The 17,037-nt window shown below is 53.2% G+C and carries 19 protein-coding genes; 11 read left to right on the top strand and 8 right to left on the bottom strand.

What is annotated here, in order from left to right; all coding sequences use genetic code 11:
* Positions 1 to 300: 300 nt before the first annotated feature.
* From ACTIKR_RS01025 to ACTIKR_RS01050, 6 genes are read right to left on the bottom strand one after another with little or no spacing between them, the layout of a single operon-like run.
* The gene (locus ACTIKR_RS01025) at positions 301 to 1,296 is read right to left on the bottom strand and encodes a Bug family tripartite tricarboxylate transporter substrate binding protein (protein ID WP_193089133.1); all 996 of its coding nucleotides are present in this window, start codon (positions 1,294 to 1,296) and stop codon (positions 301 to 303) included.
* A 60-nt stretch (positions 1,297 to 1,356) separates the two neighbouring features.
* Positions 1,357 to 1,902 (bottom strand): flavin reductase family protein, encoded by a 546-nt coding sequence (locus ACTIKR_RS01030; protein ID WP_193089134.1) that lies wholly within the window; start codon positions 1,900 to 1,902, stop codon positions 1,357 to 1,359.
* A 31-nt stretch (positions 1,903 to 1,933) separates the two neighbouring features.
* Positions 1,934 to 2,734 (bottom strand): maleate cis-trans isomerase family protein, encoded by an 801-nt coding sequence (locus ACTIKR_RS01035; RefSeq protein WP_193089135.1) that lies wholly within the window; start codon positions 2,732 to 2,734, stop codon positions 1,934 to 1,936.
* Between the two features lie 3 nt (positions 2,735 to 2,737).
* Positions 2,738 to 3,646 carry a polysaccharide deacetylase family protein gene (locus ACTIKR_RS01040; protein WP_193089136.1) on the bottom strand — a complete coding sequence of 303 codons (909 nt, stop codon included), beginning with the start codon at positions 3,644 to 3,646 and terminating at the stop codon, positions 2,738 to 2,740.
* Positions 3,647 to 3,671: 25 nt separating this feature from the next.
* Positions 3,672 to 4,370 (bottom strand): isochorismatase family protein, encoded by a 699-nt coding sequence (locus tag ACTIKR_RS01045; protein WP_193089137.1) that lies wholly within the window; start codon positions 4,368 to 4,370, stop codon positions 3,672 to 3,674.
* On the bottom strand, positions 4,367 to 5,884 hold the full coding sequence (locus ACTIKR_RS01050; RefSeq protein WP_193089138.1) for a 4-hydroxyphenylacetate 3-hydroxylase family protein: 1,518 nt from the start codon (positions 5,882 to 5,884) through the stop codon (positions 4,367 to 4,369). Before ACTIKR_RS01050 ends, ACTIKR_RS01045 begins: the two co-directional genes overlap by 4 nt.
* Before the next feature lie 82 nt (positions 5,885 to 5,966).
* Here ACTIKR_RS01050 and ACTIKR_RS01055 point away from each other — a divergent pair, with 82 nt between their 5' ends.
* The 4 genes from ACTIKR_RS01055 to ACTIKR_RS01070 all read left to right on the top strand — a co-directional run bounded on the left by ACTIKR_RS01055 (position 5,967) and on the right by ACTIKR_RS01070 (position 8,395).
* The gene (locus ACTIKR_RS01055; protein ID WP_442326958.1) at positions 5,967 to 6,161 is read left to right on the top strand and encodes an EamA family transporter; all 195 of its coding nucleotides are present in this window, start codon (positions 5,967 to 5,969) and stop codon (positions 6,159 to 6,161) included.
* 70 nt (positions 6,162 to 6,231) lie between these two features.
* Entirely contained in the window at positions 6,232 to 6,669 is a 438-nt protein-coding gene (locus ACTIKR_RS01060; protein WP_193089139.1) for an acetyltransferase, read from the top strand.
* Positions 6,670 to 7,249: 580 nt separating this feature from the next.
* Positions 7,250 to 7,879 (top strand): cysteine hydrolase family protein, encoded by a 630-nt coding sequence (locus tag ACTIKR_RS01065; RefSeq protein WP_193089140.1) that lies wholly within the window; start codon positions 7,250 to 7,252, stop codon positions 7,877 to 7,879.
* Positions 7,880 to 7,930: 51 nt separating this feature from the next.
* Positions 7,931 to 8,395 (top strand): GNAT family N-acetyltransferase, encoded by a 465-nt coding sequence (locus ACTIKR_RS01070; RefSeq protein WP_193089141.1) that lies wholly within the window; start codon positions 7,931 to 7,933, stop codon positions 8,393 to 8,395.
* Positions 8,396 to 8,516: 121 nt separating this feature from the next.
* On the opposite strand, the gene ACTIKR_RS01075 is transcribed toward ACTIKR_RS01070, so the two are convergent.
* Positions 8,517 to 9,131 (bottom strand): LysE family transporter, encoded by a 615-nt coding sequence (locus tag ACTIKR_RS01075; protein ID WP_193089142.1) that lies wholly within the window; start codon positions 9,129 to 9,131, stop codon positions 8,517 to 8,519.
* A gap of 105 nt (positions 9,132 to 9,236) precedes the next feature.
* Between ACTIKR_RS01075 and ACTIKR_RS01080 the strand changes: the two genes are divergently transcribed.
* The gene (locus ACTIKR_RS01080) at positions 9,237 to 10,166 is read left to right on the top strand and encodes a LysR family transcriptional regulator (RefSeq protein ID WP_193089143.1); all 930 of its coding nucleotides are present in this window, start codon (positions 9,237 to 9,239) and stop codon (positions 10,164 to 10,166) included.
* 413 nt (positions 10,167 to 10,579) lie between these two features.
* On the opposite strand, the gene ACTIKR_RS01085 is transcribed toward ACTIKR_RS01080, so the two are convergent.
* Positions 10,580 to 11,491: a LysR family transcriptional regulator gene (locus tag ACTIKR_RS01085; RefSeq protein WP_193089144.1), complete on the bottom strand. Its 912-nt coding sequence runs from the start codon at positions 11,489 to 11,491 to the stop codon at positions 10,580 to 10,582.
* A 130-nt stretch (positions 11,492 to 11,621) separates the two neighbouring features.
* On the opposite strand from ACTIKR_RS01085, the gene ACTIKR_RS01090 reads away from it, so the two are divergent.
* The 6 genes from ACTIKR_RS01090 to ACTIKR_RS01115 are packed head-to-tail and all read left to right on the top strand — an operon-like array spanning position 11,622 to position 17,037.
* Positions 11,622 to 12,680 (top strand): TauD/TfdA family dioxygenase, encoded by a 1,059-nt coding sequence (locus tag ACTIKR_RS01090; protein ID WP_193089145.1) that lies wholly within the window; start codon positions 11,622 to 11,624, stop codon positions 12,678 to 12,680.
* Between the two features lie 31 nt (positions 12,681 to 12,711).
* Positions 12,712 to 13,668 (top strand): tripartite tricarboxylate transporter substrate binding protein, encoded by a 957-nt coding sequence (locus ACTIKR_RS01095; RefSeq protein WP_193089146.1) that lies wholly within the window; start codon positions 12,712 to 12,714, stop codon positions 13,666 to 13,668.
* A gap of 58 nt (positions 13,669 to 13,726) precedes the next feature.
* On the top strand, positions 13,727 to 14,743 hold the full coding sequence (locus ACTIKR_RS01100; RefSeq protein ID WP_193089147.1) for a nitrilase-related carbon-nitrogen hydrolase: 1,017 nt from the start codon (positions 13,727 to 13,729) through the stop codon (positions 14,741 to 14,743).
* Positions 14,744 to 14,769: 26 nt separating this feature from the next.
* Positions 14,770 to 15,606, top strand: a complete 837-nt coding sequence (locus tag ACTIKR_RS01105; protein ID WP_193089148.1) for a transporter substrate-binding domain-containing protein — start codon at positions 14,770 to 14,772, stop codon at positions 15,604 to 15,606.
* 31 nt (positions 15,607 to 15,637) lie between these two features.
* On the top strand, positions 15,638 to 16,339 hold the full coding sequence (locus ACTIKR_RS01110) for an amino acid ABC transporter permease (RefSeq protein WP_193089149.1): 702 nt from the start codon (positions 15,638 to 15,640) through the stop codon (positions 16,337 to 16,339).
* On the top strand, positions 16,336 to 17,037 hold the full coding sequence (locus ACTIKR_RS01115; protein ID WP_193089150.1) for an amino acid ABC transporter permease: 702 nt from the start codon (positions 16,336 to 16,338) through the stop codon (positions 17,035 to 17,037). Before ACTIKR_RS01110 ends, ACTIKR_RS01115 begins: the two co-directional genes overlap by 4 nt.

Raw genomic sequence — 17,037 nt, forward strand, 5'->3', positions numbered from 1 at the left:
GTATTAGTAGGAGAGCGAAGTACCAATATCTTCGGGCTGCTCAACGTCTCACACTGACAAATAAATAATGACATGGTAAAGCGTGCCCAGGTAGTTCAAGCCGTTCCGGAAGTGCATATTCCGTCGCCGAATAAACCAAATGCCGTATTACTACCTTCTGCGGTAATAGAAGACGCCGCTGCTTTGTAGACTTTCACAATGGCTATTTGCTCATAATTGATGGAGCGACGTGAACAATGATGGTCGTGACCGATGCGAGAGAGGGCAGATTTCCGTCCTGCCCTCTATAATATAGTGTTGTTAGCGAGTGATTTGAATGCCGGCTTCCCGAATTAGCTTGCCTATATTCTGATTATCATTTTTTACGAAATCCGTAAACTCCTTTGGCGTAAAGGTGCCAGGATCTACACCCAGTTCTGTTAACCGCTTTTTGCGTTGTGGATCCTTAAGCGCAGTCCGTATTGACTCATTCAATTTTTTCACAATGCCGGGTGGTGTGCCGGCGGGGGAAAATACGCCGAACCAGGATTGCATCTCATAGCCATCCACGCCCGCTTCTTGAAAGGTAGGGACGTCAGGTAAGAGGGGGTCGCGTGTCGAACTGGTTACAGCGAGTGGGCGCAGCTTCCCTGCATGGATGTGCGGAATCACCGAAATCGTGTTGGCAAACATTGCCTGAACTTCTTCACCAATCACGGCGGTCGTCGCTGGTGCGGAACCTTTGTACGGAACCGAAACAATCTTGGCGCCCGATTTGATTTTGTACAGCTCTGCTGCAAGACTCATGGATGTTCCGACACCCGCATGTGAAAAGTTTAAGCCACCGGGATTGTTGAAGGCGTGTTTTGTGAAGTTACCTAGCGTTTTTGGCGGAAACGCGGTCGGCACAACCAGCACGTTGTTAACTGTACCGATCAGGGCGACAGGAATGAAGTCTGCCATTGGATCGTAAGATAGATCGGATATTAGATAAGGATTAGCTGAGATGCTGCCTTGACTCCCGATCAGTAGTGTATACCCGTCCCCAGGTGCGCGGGCGACAAGTGAGCTGCCCACACTTGCACTTCCACCGGGCTTGTTTAATACAATGACTGGTTGATCGAGGTTCGGACTTAGGGCTTCCGAAATTATCCGCGCAAGCACGTCGTTTGTTCCTCCTGCAGCAAACGGCACCACGATTTCTATTGGCTTTGAGGGATAGGTCTCTGTGGCGGCAACGGAGCTAGTTATTGGGATCATGCCAACTGTTATCGCGATGATAAATGGGCCGACTGAATACTTTATCAATGAATTCATGTTTGTCTCCTCGATGGGTAATGAATAGACCGAAGGTCATTCAAATGTTTTCTCGTGCTGCTATGCGTCAGATTCAATATAAGTACCTCGACAATAGATGAGAGGGTGCGGAGCATGGCCTTGGAACGAATTAATTTTGCAAAGATGAATCGTATGGTCCCCACCATAGTAGTGATCGATAATTTCGCAGATGAAGGTTGCCGCGCAGTCTTCCAGTACGGGAGTTCCACACTGTGCAAGGCTGTAGCTGATCCCCGCGAATTTATCGACATCCGGCCGGGAAAATTGCGCCGCAAGGCGTCGCTGCTCGGCGGACAAAACATTGATGACAATCGTTTTCGCTTTGAGAAACCCTGAATGGCTGGGTGCTGTATTCACCTGGCTCCATAGCACTAGAGGTGGGTCAAGTGAGACCGATGCAAAAGAATTGACGGTAACCCCAAGTGGTGACCCTTCCGGGTTCAATGCAGTGACAACTGTCACCCCTGTGGCAAAAGATGCTAGCGTGTTACGTAACTGCTTTTGTTGTTCCTGATTCAGCAGAGATTCCGTGTCGTTGGGTTTGAACGGCGCTCGCGGCTTTGAAACAGTGTCTGAAATAATCATGTCTAAGTTCCTCGATATTGCAAATGAGTTGCTACAGCAACGACGTTCGCTCGCTCCAGCCACCAATCAGTGTTTCTCCGGCTTCCGTCCGCGGACGAGGGTACGGGGAGCAGGCTATCTCAAGCATTGCCCATGCAAGGCAAAGATTCGATGAGATGACAGGTTTGCCTGACAGTTCAGCGATGGCTGGAATCGCGCGCAGCGTGGGCATTCCCGTGCCTGACAAAAGAATTGCGTCCGCTCTGTTTGTCGCTAGAGAATTTGTCGCTTCCAGAATCATTTCGGTATTCAATTTATAAACATTACGCGTATCTTCCGCCTCGAGCATTGTTCGTACAGAGCCAATGACCGTGAGCCCGCACTTTTCCCAATGTGCATGGCTAATGTCAACCAACCATTGGGGGTATGGCGCGATTAATGCAATTTTTGAAACTCCGAGATGTTTCAGTGCAGAGAGAATGGCTTCTGCAGAAGTGATGATAGGGTATCCGTACTGCCGTGAAAACTCATCTATTCGACGCCGCTCCTCATCCCGCCCCAAAAGGTAGGTACTTCCTGTGCATGCGTAACCGACCACATCGAGCTTGGCGGTGTCGAATGCGTTCAGACTCGCGGCAAGATTGTGCATGTAATCCACCAGTCTGCTTTTTGAATCGACTCGGCTTCCTTGGAGTCGCGTTGTCAGTACACCGATCTGATCAGGCATCAATGCGGAAATCTCCGGTTCGACAATTGGATTGGCCTGTGGCACTGCAATACCAAACAGCCCCTGCTTGCTGTACTCTCTTTCGGGATGGCGACTTATGTTTTGCGCAGTATCAATGACATGCATTTGTTATCTCCCATCACCAGGTACGGTACCTTTAGGAAGATCGCTCACGTATTGCGCGATTTCACCTGGAGTGGTAAGCCATATCGAATCGCGATTATTATTGATGTGTTCCAGCACTGTCCTTAGCTGGTGGATGCGATGTGGATGCCCAGTCATGAACGTATGTAACGACACGCAGTAAACCATAGGGAATGATTTTGATTCGTGTAGCTGTTCATCAAATGCATTTATCATCATTCGGGTGAAGTCGGTGTCGCTGGAACCCCTATTGATATATGCGGGAAGGTCATTTAATTCCATCGACGGATACGGAACCGCCAAAATCGGTCCCTTACCGGTCTTGAACCACATCGGCTGTTCATCAAAAAACCAGTCGAGCATGTATGTAAAGCCCAGTTCCTTCAGTAGTTCGGGCGTATTGGCGCTTTGCGAAATAAAAGGTCCGAGCCAGCCCTTGGGAGCCACACCCTCCGCTGAATTCATTTGATTGACAACCTGAACGATCATTTCTCGCTCCTGTGTTTCCGACATATCGATCTGCCGTTCTGAGTTGGTTCGACCGTGTCCTACGAATTCATCTCCACGTTCACGAAATGCATCAAGAACTCGGGGGTAAACGTCATACACGGATGAGTTGGCGAGGATAGCCAGCGGTATTTCCAGGTCGTCAAAGAGTTTTTTAATGCGCCAGACCCCTACCCGGTTTCCATAATCACGATAGGCATAACCTCGATGGTAGGGCGCTGAAGGGGACGAGGTAAAGTCGTTTCCGGGATTCAGACCAAATTCAAAGGCTTCAATATTCAGTGCGAAGTAGACGGCAAGTCTTGTGCCATTTTCCCAATCGTAAGTCGGTCGATCGACGATAGCAGAATATGGATAGCGGTCTAGTTTTGTATCAAATTTTTTCATGATTGCTCCTAGTTAATTATCAGTTTCATTTGGGAGATACGGATATTTCTCGCAAACGTTTTAAGAGCTCGTTCGCCGGAAGTACCTCAGCATACTTTTGGGACATATCGAAGAGATTGACGACATGGGACACCTCTCCTCTGTCATAGACGCAATCTTCAGGAACAATTACGTGGTAGTTATAGGAGAAGCCATCTACGACGCTGGCGCGTATACATCCAGAAGTCGTGCAGCCAACCATGAGTAAAGTGTCGACACCTAAATTCACCAGATGGCTGGCCAAGGACGTGCCGAAGAAGGCGCTGGGATGATGTTTCGGAATTAGAATGTCTCCCTCTATTGGAGCCAGATCGCCAAAGAACTCATAGCCACGAAGCGGTATATCCATCATGGTCGGGACTTTTTCCGTCAATCGACCTCTGTCGTATAATTTCTTTGGCGCAACGTGCGGATAAAGGACGGGCCAGTTCTTACTCCGAAACAGGGATAACAATGGCTTAACCTGATCAGCAGCAGCCCAGGCGGCGTCGCCACATGATGTGGGAAACTCTTTCATCGCTTCCGCAATTGGGACACGAGCTGTGCCCGTCGTTCTGTATTGCATATCGATAATGAGAAGTGCCGGATGCTTTCCCATTCCGCCGGAGCCGCCAAATCCTGCGGTGGCATATGCAGCTTTATCAGCATTTGTAATCAAGTCATCCCAAGGCCGTTTAATATTCATCTCGTAATTCCTCTGGGTGTCAAACCGCCAGTATTAGCGGGTTCAACTATTTCTAATGGATTCAAAGAAGTGGTATGGTCATATGTCGCCATGAAGTCTTCGACTATTGCGTCGAACTTCTTCCAGGGAGCTTGTCGGAGGCTATAAGCTCGTACGACAAACGATGGGCCGGCGTAGAAGTTCTCATATTGGAGATGGCGGCTTGCAAATTCAGAGCCGAGCATGTCCCACGCTAGCTTGTAAAGCTTCATACGGTCTAACGCGGTTTCATGGTCTGTGGACCAAAACTCTTCAAAGATGGCATTCAGAGACTCATCATGTATTACCGAAACGTTCGCGGGCATTTGGAAAACGGAGCCACCCATGAGCTCCCGTACCGCGGTGCACAACGAGACGTAGTTTTCTTGGCACCAATTCAAGGTTGCGTACATGTATCTACGATTGGGCAACACAAGTCCTTCGCCAATCTCTTCAAATGCGAGGATTTGCCCCGCTATCATTGCGGCGAGACTAGCTTCATACGCAGCAAGGCGACCTAACGTATCTTGGACGGCGGGAATGTTGCGGACGCCACCCGATTGACAAATTTTGTTCGCAAGCCCGAGGATGAATTGCAACTTCGACCAAAATCTGACGTTCGATTGATGGTTACCGAAACAATGACCCGCGGTATCAACGTATATGGACCTACTTAGCTCTATATGACCCAGGGTGAAGATACGGTTCCAAGGAACCTTTACTTGATCGCAGAACAGCATCATGTCCGATTCGTCGAAGCGGGATGACAAAGGGTTATCAAATGCGCTTTCCGCCATCGCCTCCATGGACTTTCGGGACCATAGGCTAATCCCCGGTGTAGCGACAGGCAGTGCACATGTTATTGCCTCCTTTTCTCGACCTGGAGCTAGAGCTGATAGGTTACCAATCCAGACTTCGTCGACAAAGGCGCCACCTGTCGCGAGCATTTTCATGCCATGGATGGTTACCCCAGACTCATCGGACGCGATTACCTGCAATGATGGGGAGTCAAATAAATGTTCCTTAGCATCAGAGCTCCAGTTTTTGGCGCCAGCGGGAGGATGAACCGCGTATGTTACATACAGATCATTATCGCGAAGGTAACGATAATAAGCTTCAATGTTTTGTCGAAACCCGTGGTCTGAAAGGTCAAAAATATCAGGCTTCAGAGTCATCCCCGTGACGAAGGACGAAACATGGTCAGGCGAACGGCCCAATAATCCATAGCTGAAATCCGCCAGTAACTTGTGCCCGTTGCTCCGGAACTTCAGGTCTTCGATATTTCGGGGCTGCATGTAGTAGAAGCTATATCTCTGACCATTCTCTTCAAAAGACATTCCTGGCGTTGTTCGCTTGTAATCAAAAAGTTTGGCATATGTGCCAGCGGCATTGCGAAATGCGGGATGTTTCGTTACGTCAGTGACAAGCTCGCCTCCAATATAAACTCGCCGTCCGTCGCGTAATGATTTTAAATATTCTTCACCCGTTCGTAGCATTGCATACCTCATATAGTTAAGTAAGTGACTTAACTATATTTGATGGCTGTTTTGTTGTCAATACCTTTTCTCAAGGTTTGTGGTGTCATCACTCCTTTTCCTTAGTCCGTTAACCGCTGTATTGCTTGGATGGCTCTTTCTCGACCAAACACTGACCTTGCTTCAGATCGCCGGTCTTGTGTTCATCATTGGCAGCATCTGGTTGAGTCAACGCGCCAATCGTCAGCCCTCAAATAAGGCTATTTCGCTTGAGCCTGAGTCAAGTGGACGAACTTAACTCATGATTTTTTGACAGGGGCCGCAAAGCAAGGGTATTCTGAAAATCTGGTTAATCAAGGGTTCAAGTAATGAAGATCGAGAGTGCAGGAAACAAAGAGCATCAGCAGCTTATCGAAATCTGGGAGTCCTCGGTCCGGGCGACGCACAATTTTTTGGCCGAGCGCGACCTCGTTGAACTGAAGCCGCTTATCCTGAATCAGTATTTCAAGGCCGTTGACCTGAGCGTTGCCAGGAACGGCGAGGGGGAACTATTGGGGTTTTGCGGCGTGAGCGATGGCAATATTGAGATGCTGTTCGTTGCGCCGGAAGCGCGCGGCAAAGGCATCGGGGCGTCGCTTGCCCGGCATGCGATAAGCGCTCGAGGTGCCACAAGGGTGGATGTAAATGAGCAGAACGAGCAGGCGCTGGGGTTTTATGAGCATCTGGGCTTTGCGGTGATTGGGCGTTCCCCCCTTGACGGTCAGGGCAAGCCTTATCCGTTGCTGCATATGCGGCTTAGCGCATGAGATACCATCACTCTGTACGGTAGCCACGGCAACCAAGCCTTGGATGCCCAGCTCGAGGATCGAGATACGCGCCAAACACGCCGCTCAACCACTGAATCCAGATGCCCAAAAGGTGACTTTGTCCCTGGAAAAACGGATCCCGGGCGAAGTGCTTGAACTTGGCCAAAGGGACACGAAATGGCAACCATAGCAAAATCACGCTGGCTCGCCAAAGCGCGACTCGCCCCTCGCGATGCAGACGGGTCGCTGGATGCGCAAGACTCGCCACACTGGAAGGCTGCACTTATCGACGCGGCGGAAGCGCTGCTTACCGAAATTGGCATGCATCCGGGAATTGCGGGATCTGTGGGAGCTGAAGGACGGAGTCAGCAGTCTAACGCGAGATCTGTAACGTTAGGGGGCTCTCATTGCAAGAAATCTAGTACTATTCAAATGCGACGAACGACTTTTAGTTGAGGCAAGTGTTTGCGGCTTGCCGAGACGAGACGGAAGAAACGTCCGTTGTACGACCACCTTACGGACAAGGACAAATAGCGCTGACTTTTGCGCAGTGTAAAGTCTGCGATTTTTTACGACACGCATGAAGATTTCCAGCCCGATCTCGACCGATACAGTTGATGCTTTGATCGTAGTCGATGTTCAGAACGCTTTCGTTTCTGGACCTGAAGCTGTGCCGGAACATAAGCAGCTCATTTCTATGGTCGGCTATGTGCTTAGCCAGGCCAGGTCCGCCAACGCGCCCGTGATCTTCCTCCAGAATGATGGTCCGGCCGGCGCCGTCGATGAGCCGTACCAACCAGGATGGGCGCTATTGTTCCCTCCGCAACCTGGCGACAAGATCGTGCGGAAGAAAAACGATAACGGGTTTGACGGAACGAGCCTACATGCCATCCTCACCGGTCTGGACATACGAACGGTCGCGATATGCGGCTTGCTTTCGGAAATGTGCGTTGCGGCGACCGCGCGGGCAGCCATGGAACATGGTTATGGCGTTCTGCTGCCGCACGATGCGCATGCAACTTACGACGTTCCCGCCGGTCCAGGATCAGAGGGCGTGCCTGCAGCGATGGCGGCGCGGGCGGCTGAATGGTCGCTTGGCGACGAGATCAAAATCTGTGCGTCGGCGCATGAAGTTCAGTTCGCGGCAAGTCATTTCGAATCCGAGCAAAATCCCAGCAAAGTGTCTGAAAATTCTACTTGGGATTCCTGATTAATGTACCGTAATCACATGTATCATGCTTACTAAGCGCCAGGCGGCACCATGCACTTACTCATAGATTTGGCATCGTCTGAGGAAAAATCGCAGCTGAGGACGCTCCTTGCCGACTGCCTGTCGGAGTTAAGCCGCTACGGCACCGTCGACTATGCCTATCCCTACTTTGACACCTATTGGGATCACAAAGAACGCCGCTGGCCTTATCTGATACGTCAACGCAACCAAATTGTTGGCTTCTCTCTTGTGAATACCTGGTCTCCATCTGGGAACGGGACCGACTTCGCAATCGCCGAATTCTATATCGTACCCGATGCGAGGGGGTGTGGAATTGGACACAATGCTGCAAAAAACATTTTCCTGATGCACACCGGCATATGGGAGCTTAGCGTTATGTCGTTGAACGCACCGGCTCAAAGATTTTGGCCGAAAGCCATTGCCGCGGCTCAAGTAAGTACGCTGGAGCGAATGCAGGGCGATGGCGAGATGATCTATCGTTTCACGACTGGATAGGATGGACAGAGACGAGGACAAATGATTTGTCTCGCACGGCGCCAAACCATCTTTGGTCTGGTTGACGCTGCACTCACTGACGCGACATAAGCGCAAGCGGTCAGAACTCGGCACAAGCCCGTTATACGACCATGTTGAATGCCAGCGCAACGATGAGTCCTCCCGAGATAAACGCCGTAACAGTTCTCCCGCGGTCACTCGTGAGTTTACGGCCGAGTGTAGCGCCTCCGCCTGCCAAAAGAAGCTGCCAACTGGCGGAGGCAACAACGATCGCGGCGATATAGGCTGTAGCGTGTGACGGGGCCATCTCGCGCGTCGCCTGTTCTCCAAGGACCAGCGACACAAAATAGATCGCGGGCCAGGGGTTAAGTGCCGTCAGACAAAAGAATGTGAAATAGGCGCGCCGGCAGGTTATGCGAACCGATGCCGCAGATGACGTGCGTTCCTCTTTATGTACCGTAGCCATCACAATATGGGCTGCCATCACAATAAGGACGATAGCGGCCATCCACCGCAAGGGTTGCGAATAAGGCTGAATGGCAATGGCAAGCGCGCTCCCACCAGTCACCGCCGCTATGGCATATAAACCGTCTACTGTGACGGCACCCATTGCTGCTGCGGCACCGACACGAAAAGACGACCGTGCGGTCATGTCGACCATTAGCACCGCTACCGCGCCCAGGGGCACGGCGAGTCCGTATCCCGCCCAAAGGCCAGCGACAATTTTCTCAATCATAAATGAAATCCATGTTCGATTTGAATCTTTGAAAAAGACAGTTTTACACATACATTCATGTACGTATATCGAATATTTATATACAATACCTTGTGGAAAAATTACATGATTGATCATCGACTTCGTACCCTGCGCGTATTGGCGTCCGAGGGCACCGTCACAGCGGCTGCCCTCACGCTGCATCTCACGCCGTCCACCGTTTCACAGCAGCTTCGCCACCTTGCTGAAGACCTTGGCGTACGATTGCTCGAGCCTGACGGGCGCAGGGTCCGCCTTACAGCCGCAGCACTTGCCATTATTGAACACGCCGATATCCTATATGCGCAATGGGAACGGACAAGCGCAGATTTGGATGCATACCGAGACGGAGAGGCTGGCCACCTGCGAATAGCCGGGATTGCCACAGCGCTGTCCAGTATTATTGCTCCAGCCATGGTAAAGCTCAGGCGCCAATACCCACGTATGACCTTTGATCTCGGAGAGTACGCAGGCGAGAATCGGTTCAAACTCCTGGTCGCCGGACAGGTGGATATTGCGGTAATCATCCCGACGCCCGACGGGCCTGCCCCGAACGACGGCAGGTTCGAGCAGCAAGTGCTTCTGGAAGAACCTCAGGACCTGTTGGTCCCTGCGCAACATCGGTTCGCTTTGCGAGATGACGTAAGCCTGAGCGATGCAGCAGAAGAAATCTGGATTCAGGCGGGAGATCAGCGTGACCAGCACCAACTCTTGTTGAGTGCCTGTGCCGCCGCCGGCTTCATGCCTCGCCTAGCTCACAACGCTATTGATTGGTGCGCAGTGGGGGCTCTGGTTGCCCATGGATACGGAATCTGCCTATTTCCTCGGCTTGCTCATTTAACATCGGGTCAGGAGGTCAAGCGGGTTCGTCTAGTGGGCGCCCATGCTCCTGTGCGAAGGCTGCTTGCTTGTATACGTCGCGGTAGCGCCGATCAATTCTCCATCGCCAGCGGGCTCTCAGCACTACGCAGCGCCTCGGACGAATGGAAAGCCCAAGAGGCCACGGCACGATCGTGAAAGCCGACAGCAATCCGAAGGCCCGAGGATTTTGAAGCCCATGACGGCGGAGTGAGTCAGCGCAAACTGAGCACAACGCACCGCATCGGCAGCGCCACGGTCGAGCGGTGGCACCAGCCCTACGTTAAACAACGAGTGTCAGAGCTGTTGGGACGAAGCTGCCCACAGGTGCTCGGCATTTTTTCTGTCACAAACGAGGCTGTGACGCATGGAAATAGGCTATTTAAAGGTTGATCGCTCGCCAACATTTTTAGCAATGAAGAATTAAACTGTTACCTTGGTCCGCAATGAACGTACCACCTCTTTAGAGGGAACAGGCCAAATATGAAGGTGTTGCGTGAGGGCACTTTCGATGCAGCGAGAGCGTAACAAGATTTTGAAAAGGAAGAACAACCTGTTTGTTATCGATCATTTCAAGCCGATTCAGTGGCCGCCTGGAAGGGCCTGTCAAATGAGCAGCAATCCCTGGCCAGCCGGACCAGGTCCGTCACCAAGGTGCTTCGTCGATCTGCGCGCTGAACAGCGACAAAAGGCACATCGGGCACAACTGGCGTGACATGTAATACCTGCAGCAGACCAGCATCGATCATCGGTTTTAGGCAATGCACGGGTAGATGGCTCACGCCAAGTCCAGAGACCGTCATACCGATAATCGCCACGAGATTATTGCTTGTGATGCGCTCGACGGGCTCCAGCCCTGCTGCCTTGAACCAATCTTCGTAAAGAACGCCAGTCGCCGATAGTTGGCCCTGAGTGAGAAGGCGCCGCTGGGCAATATCGTGGACGCGAAGCTTAGACTTCGTGTCTATGAGGCCCGGCTTGCACATCCAAGCATTTCGCACGGCACCGATGCGTGTCTTTAGCAGGCGGACATCCTCGAAGAGGTCGGGCACAACAATTAAATCAAGACGTTCGCTCAGGACTTTCTCGCGCAGGCTAAAACTGTCGTCGACGTCTGGCTCGAAGTGCGCCTTGGGGTAGCGGCTCTGCACCGCGTTGACCAGTCGCGGGAGCCATGTCATAGCGGGAAGCTCGGTCATGCCAATACGCAGACGACGCTCCACTACCTCGGGGCGTTCGAACTGCTCAAGTGCTTCCTCGCGCTGGCGTAGAAAGCGCTTGGCGATAAAGAACATTTCTTCACCTTTCTCGGTCAAGCGCGCAGTTCTTTGCGAGCGGTCGAAGAGCTGCGTTTTAACAGTTTCCTCGAGTTCCTGCACGCGCTTGGACACAGCGGACTGCGTCGTCGCGAGCTTGTTTGCGGCGTGTGCGAATCCACCCAACTGTACGACCCAGAAGAATGCCTCCAGCTGTTTGAAAGTCATGACTCTATCTCATTCCATTTGACGATAATAAAGAATCGATAAATATCGCTTTTTTTATTCTTCAACCGATCATACCATAGCAATCGTAGGCAGTACGCCCAATACCTTTTCACCGCTCAGGGAGACCAAAGTGAAACAACGCAAACCTATTGAAGATGCCAGCGCGTGGACGGCAGCCCAAGTAAACGGCGATCAAAGCTGGATTTATCGCTTCACGCCAGAGCAGATCGCCGAGCTTGACGCTGCTTTGGAGAAGGTGAAGCACATGCCGATCACCGACATCACAAAAGAGGACTTTCCTCTAGACAAGACCCTGGTGATGCTAAACAAAGTAGCCGCACAAGTCGAAGACGGCATTGGCATGGCTGTGCTGCGGGGCCTGCCGGTTCTGAACTACTCGAAGGACGACGCATCGCGGATCTACTGGGGCATCGGCCGGCATCTTGGGCAACCGGTCACGCAGAACTCGCGTGCGCACTTACTCGGCCATGTGAAAGATGAAGGGGTGAAGTACGGCCATAAGACACGTGGCTACAACACCAGCGCCAAGCTCAACTTCCATTGCGACAACTGCGACGTCGTGGGTCTCTTATGTCTGCGCGTGTCGCGCACCGGTGGCCTCAGTCGCATCACAAGTACGACCTCAATTCACAATGAAATACTAAAGCGCAAGCCCGAACTGCTCGAACCGCTGTTTGCGGGGTTCTTCTATGACCTGAAGGGGGAGCACTTGCCGGGTCGCACCCCGCTGTCCGAGCACCGCATTCCGGTATTCAGTCTCTTCGAAGGCAAGCTCAGCTGTCGTTACCTTCGCAACGCGATAGAACCTGCGTTCGAGAAGAGCGGCATTCCGGCGACGCCTGAGCAAGTTGAAGCGATGGATCTTTTCGACGAACTCGCCGGCAGCAAGTCACTGTGCTTCGAGATGGAGATGGAGCCGGGCGATATGCAGCTATTGAACAACCACGTGACAGTGCATTCGCGCACGGCCTTCGAAGATTACGAAGAGGAGGACAAGAAGCGCCATCTACTACGGCTTTGGATGCGCACAGATGTGCGTCCTCTTGCGCCCGAATTTGCCGAGCGTTTCGGGCCTGGCACTGCCCGCATGGGCGTTCCCGCGCCTGAAGCTTTCGGTCTTCCACCACGCCCGCGATTGGAACACGGTCTGCCTGAGATGGCCCACTGATCGAACAATAAATCTCTCTGGCAGACACCCAATGAAAACCATTCTGAAAACCTTTTTTCTCGCCAGTTCCTTGCTTGCCGGTGCTGCACTTGCGGCCTATCCTGAGCGCCCTGTGACCATCGTCGTACCCTACGCGCCTGGCGGAGCGGCCGACGCTTTGGCTCGACAACTGGCGGTGCGCATGGGCACCAATCTGGGTACCAGCGTGATCGTGGACAACAGACCCGGGGCAAGCGGCATTATTGGCAAATCCCTTGTGGCACGTGCGCCGGCTGACGGATATACCCTGCTGTATGACGCGACGCCGTCCTCCATCAATCAGGCGCTGTTCAAAAGCCTGCCGTTTACCAACAAGGATTTTCAGCCACTGTCGCTGATCACCATGATGCCCAACGTGCTGGTCGTGCGCAAGGAGTCATCGATCAAGGACCAGGCAGACCTGATCGCCCGCGCCAAGGACCAACCCGGCAAGCTGACCTTTGCTTCAGGAGGCAGCGGCACGGTGCAGCGCATGGCAACCGAGCTGTATCGGCAGGGTCTCGGTCTGGATATGCTGCACGTGCCTTATAAGAGCGGCGGGCCAGCGATCTCGGACACGATGGGAGGGCAGGTCGATGTCATGTTCAGCAATATCGCAGCGTGCTATCCGCTGATCTCGGCGGGCAAGTTACGCGCGTTGGCGATTTCCTCTGCTGAACGTTCCCCTTTGCTGCCCGACGTGCCTGCCGTTGCCGAGAGTGCGTTGCCAGGCTTCGAGGTGTACGAATGGGCTGGCCTGCTGCTGCCGGCGGGCACGCCCGAAGCGGTCATCGACCGTCTGCACAAGGCAGTGGTCGAGTCACTTCAGGACGAAGCGTTGAAGCAGCGTTTCGCTGAAATTGGCGCGCAGCCCATCGGCAATACTCCGGCCGAGTTTGCCACCTTTTTACAGAAGGAATCGGCCAAGTGGGCCGAAACAGTACGCAAGGGCAAGATCAAGCGCCAATGAGTTTGGACTAACTTCGCCACAAGCGCATTACTAATACCTATATTTCATTATACATATCATGCAAAAAATATTTAAGGCTGCAGTCGTGCAGTCGGCTGCAGTCGCCTTCGACAACTATCGGACCATGCTGCGCATGAAAGAGCTGGCGAATCAGGCGCGTGATCAGGGTGCCTCGCTAGTCGTCTTTCCTGAAGCAATGCTCGGTACTTATCCCAAGGGCAGTACATTCGGCGCCTACGTTGGTGGCAGAAGTGAGCAAGGCCGGGACGAGTTCCTGCGCTATCACCGCAACGCCATTGATGTGCCCGGCCCTTACATCGACGAACTCGCCGTACTGGCCAAAGACCTTGGCGTGTATTTGGTCACAGGTGTGGTTGAACGAGCGGGCGGTACCCTTTACTGCACCGTCGTTTTTTTCGACAACAAGGGAAACTTCCTGGGCAAACATCGCAAGCTGATGCCCACCGGCAGCGAGCGAACCATCTGGGGTTTCGGGGACGGCTCTACGCTTCCCGTGTATGCGACAGATTTGGGCAGGCTCGGTGCGGTGATTTGCTGGGAAAATTACATGCCTTTGCTACGCACTACCATGTACTCGAAAGGCATCGAACTGTACTGTGCACCAACGCTTGCCAGCAGCGACATCTGGCCAGCTTCGATGCAGCACATCGCTATGGAGGGGCGTTGCTTTGTGTTTAGCGCCAACCAGTACGCCACCGCTTCTGACTATCCGTCAGACTATGTGAGCGTAGCAAGTTCGGACCCCGCACAACCGCTGACCCGGGGTGGAAGCTGCATCGTCGATCCCTTCGGGAACTTTCTGGCAGGCCCCAATTTCGAGGGTGCAGCCGTAATGGTGGCTGAGATCGACCTGGACGATACCATTCGCGGCAAATACGACCTCGATGTCACTGGCCATTACGCGCGCCCCGATGTGTTCCAGCTGTTTGTCAACGAGCGCCCACAGGAAGTCGTCCAGTCGGACAGAGGGCCATTCGCAAAGTCTGATCCAAGACACCTGACGGAAAAGCATAAATCACCAATCGGTTCCAAGACCTGGGGCCATCACAAATGAAATCGCCCCATTCAGAAGGAGGCCACATGTTCACCACATTCAAGACCATTTCCCGGCAGGCGCTAGGTTGCTGCCTGCTCGTTGCGCTTTCAGGCGTTGCTACCACCGCACACGCCAATCGTCTGGAGGAGATCAAGAGTCGGGGTCGCTTGGTTTGCGCCACGCTGTCGGGGACTGAGCCTCTGGCTTTTCAGGACCCGCGCACCCGTCAGTATGTCGGTTTTGACATTGACCTTTGCAATGCGTTGGCCAAGCGATTGGGCGTCACTCTCGAACACAAGCCTATCGCCGTAGAAGCACGCATTCCCGAACTTAGCCTGGGACGCGTTGACGTGGTCGCTGCCGCCATGGGCTACACCAAGGAGAGGGCTACGCGAATTGCATACTCCGACATTCATTACCAGTTACCCATCAAAATCGTTGTTTCGAATTCGTCGGGTATCAAAACCTTTGCTGATCTGGCTGGAAAAAAAATCAGCGCCAACAAAGGCAGCACTCCTGAGACCTTCACACGAGAACGGATTCCTAGCGCTGAAGTGGTGACCTATCAGGACAGCTCCACTGCATTCCTGGCGCTGGCGCAAGGCAAAGTGCAGGGCCTTGCGATCGGCCAGGCGGCGGGCGCACGTTTTGTCGACCAAGGCGAAGGCAAGTTCAGATTCCTGGACGAGTCCTTGTTCTTCGAGCCGACCGGTCTTGGCATTAAAAAAGGCGAGCCCGAGTTGCTCGACGCCGTGAACAAGGCACTGCACCTGATGGAAGACAGCGGTCAGCTCGATGTCATGTGGAACAAGTGGTACGGCCCAAGCACGAAGTTCAAGATTCCCCGCGAAAAGAAGCTGACTCCCTTGTCTGACCTTTGATCGATCCCTGTAACTCTTCATCGTTGGCACTATGGAACTACTCAATTTCGGTGTGGTGCTTCAGGGCAAGTACCTAAGCTGGCTGCTGGCCGGTGCAACAATGACGCTGGTACTCTTTGCTGCATGCTGGCTCGCGGGCTTCGTACTATCGCTTTTTCTACTCGCCTTGCGACAGTCCGGCGTCAGTTTGCTGGCGGCGTTTACCAAGGCGTTTGTCGCCTACCACCGCAACGTGCCGCAACTGGTTCAGGTCTTTCTATGGTACTTCGGTGTGCCACAGCTCCTGCCAGAAGCAGGGCAGACCTGGATCAACACGCACGACAGCGAGTTCGTCCTGGTGTGGATCGCTCTCTCCTGGAATTGTGCCGCGTACATGTCGGAGGATCTGCGCAGCGGCCTGCGGTCACTGCCACACAGCCAGTTGGAAGCCGCGCGGGCGATCGGCATGACCTACCTGCAGTCCATGCGCATCGTACTCGTTCCACAGGCGCTGCGGGCAGCCTTGCCACCGCTGGTGAACCAATCGCTGAGCCTGTTCAAGTCGACCAGCCTGGCGATGACCGTAGGTCTTGCGGAAATCACCTACGCATCACGCCAGATAGAGAATGAGAGCTTTCGCACCTTTGAAGCCTTCGCCGTCGCTTCGGTCTTCTACTGGATCTGTTCATTCGTGCTGATCTTCGTCGGCCACTATTGGAGTGAACGCCTGAAGAACACAAGGAGAACTGCATGATCGATATTCTGGACAGGTATGGGCTGTTACTCTTGGTTGGTCAGTACCCTTACGGTCCCTTGGGCGGCCTCGCCCTCACTCTGTGCCTGGCCATTGCCGGACTTGTGATTTCGTTCCCCTTGGCCGTGTTGATCGGCATGGCACGCACGAGTCCATTTCGTGCGTTCCGTCTAGGCGCTGGCCTGATCGTCAATGCCGTGCGCGGACTGCCTGTGTTGTTGCTGATCTTCTGGGCCTACTTCATCGTGCCTCTGGTGATCGGTCGCTCTGTCTCCGGGGTCACCACTGTCATCTGCGCGCTGGTGTTGTATGAACTCGCCTTCATGGGCGAGGTGGTACGTGCGGGCATCGAAGCCATACCAAAGGGTCAGGTAGAAGCCGCACGCGCCATCGGGATGACCTACGTGCAAACGATGCGAAAGATCGTGCTGCCGCAGGCGCTCGTGAATATGACGCCGAGCATCCTCAATCAATTCATCAATCTCATCAAAAACACGTCGCTGGGCTACATCATCAGCGTAAACGAACTGACCTACGCCGCATATCAGGTCAACGCGCAGCTACTCACCCAACCTTTCAAGGTGTACCTGATTTTGGCTGCAACCTACTTCCTCATCTGCTGGTCGCTTAGTCTGGCGGTCGAGAAGCTGGAAAAAACAATCAATGAGCGTCGCCGTGTGATGCCAAGGAGTGTCTAA

The sequence above is a fragment of the Advenella sp. genome (assembly GCF_052108595.1).
Taxonomy (GTDB): domain Bacteria; phylum Pseudomonadota; class Gammaproteobacteria; order Burkholderiales; family Burkholderiaceae_B; genus Advenella.